Origin of the sequence: Yoonia sp. R2-816 (assembly GCF_046762905.1) — a bacterium.
Lineage (GTDB): Bacteria > Pseudomonadota > Alphaproteobacteria > Rhodobacterales > Rhodobacteraceae > Yoonia.
This window is the reverse complement of record NZ_JBKQXN010000039.1, coordinates 1-1,381: the sequence shown is the minus strand read 5'-3', so window position 1 is coordinate 1,381 and position 1,381 is coordinate 1. Positions and strand designations below refer to the sequence as shown.

Here is a 1,381-nt window from a genome sequence, read left to right as displayed (position 1 = left end):
CAACATTGTGGTTTCCTTTGATGGTTTGGTTTGCACCTCCATCAAAACGGACAACCATCATCTCCATCAAGAGATGTGCCGTCCCCATTTCAGCTTGCTGAGAAGGGGGCGGTGTCAGATCACATCGAGACTAATTCAGATACTTGGATCTGTTAGGGTTGATGGCAACGATACGGAACAGTTCGTCCTGAGATCTGAAGGTGTGGCCATAGTCAGAGGCTTCCAAGCCAAAATTTGGCGCCAGCACTTCACATAGTGCTTTCTCTGGGGAATAGATCGCACCGGCGGCCATCGCGATACCGACGTTTTAATTCTTAGTCATAAACGAATTGAAACGAATATGCGACTGACGGCGTATGACGCAGCCACATCAGGACACACTCAAGCTCTTTGGAGCAGGGATGAAGCGCCTACGCTCCAGGGCCGGCCTTTCCCAACATGATCTCGCAAGCTCAACGAAAATGTCTGTGGCGACAATTAACCAAGTTGAAGGTGCCAAACGTGGTGTAGCGCTGTCTTCGCTTGAAAAAATTGCGAGCGCGCTGGATGTTAGCGTTCATCAAATCATACAGCTTGGGAAAGAAATGGCGGATTTAGATGCTATTAGAGAAGCGCGGACCATTCTTGCCAACAATGTTAAGTTGAGACGGAAGGAACTTGGGCTGTCGCAAGAGGACTTGAGCCGCCGTGCAAGCATCTCAATTTCCACCGTTACGAGTATTGAAAAATGCAGCAAGGCGGCGACGGTAGATGTACTTCAGTCTGTCGCAATCGGCCTAGATATGACTATAGCGGATTTATTTGTCATTCGTTCTTAATCGACGTCCAGCCATTCCTGGAAGTTCAGCCATAAGCTGCTTAGTCGCCACGGTTATTCGTGGCCCGATACAAAGAGACGCTTCGAATATCCGGTCGAATCACGACACTTATAGCTGGCGCCAATATAACCATAGATTAACTCAATTGGACTCGTGCTGAACAATCATGAGAGTCTGATTTTGCTAAGCATTTCGCGACGCGGCACCAATATGGTTGTCCATATCCAATGTATTGTCGGTTGACCCCTCAAAATCCATGCTATAGCACTAGTTCCATTGCAATGATTGAGGTCAGATTGAGATTAGCCGCGCTCATAACACTCCTTCCCACACTCGCCTTCTCCGGTGAGTTGATTCGCTGCCCGGACTGGCAGGCGTTGTTCGCTGCTGACCGCACAGCCGCGCTGCGTTCAACTGCAGCGCCGGAAACCGATTTTCGTGAAGCCCTGAACCGCACGCGCGCTCCGCTTGATGCGACAGGTGGCGCCAACACACCGGCTGCCGCGAACTGCACATATACCATTGTCGCGGGTGATACGTTGTCGCGCATTGCTGCGGCACGC

Annotated in this window: 2 protein-coding genes; both read left to right on the top strand. The window is 50.6% G+C overall.

The window, feature by feature from the left end:
• The first annotated feature begins 401 nt into the window (after positions 1-401).
• Positions 402-818 (top strand): helix-turn-helix domain-containing protein, encoded by a 417-nt coding sequence (locus ACFWW2_RS00615; protein WP_393925425.1) that lies wholly within the window; start codon positions 402-404, stop codon positions 816-818.
• Between the two features lie 296 nt (positions 819-1,114).
• Positions 1,115-1,381, top strand: a 267-nt coding sequence (locus tag ACFWW2_RS00610) for a LysM peptidoglycan-binding domain-containing protein (RefSeq protein ID WP_393925424.1), incomplete at its 3' end; no start/stop codon positions are given.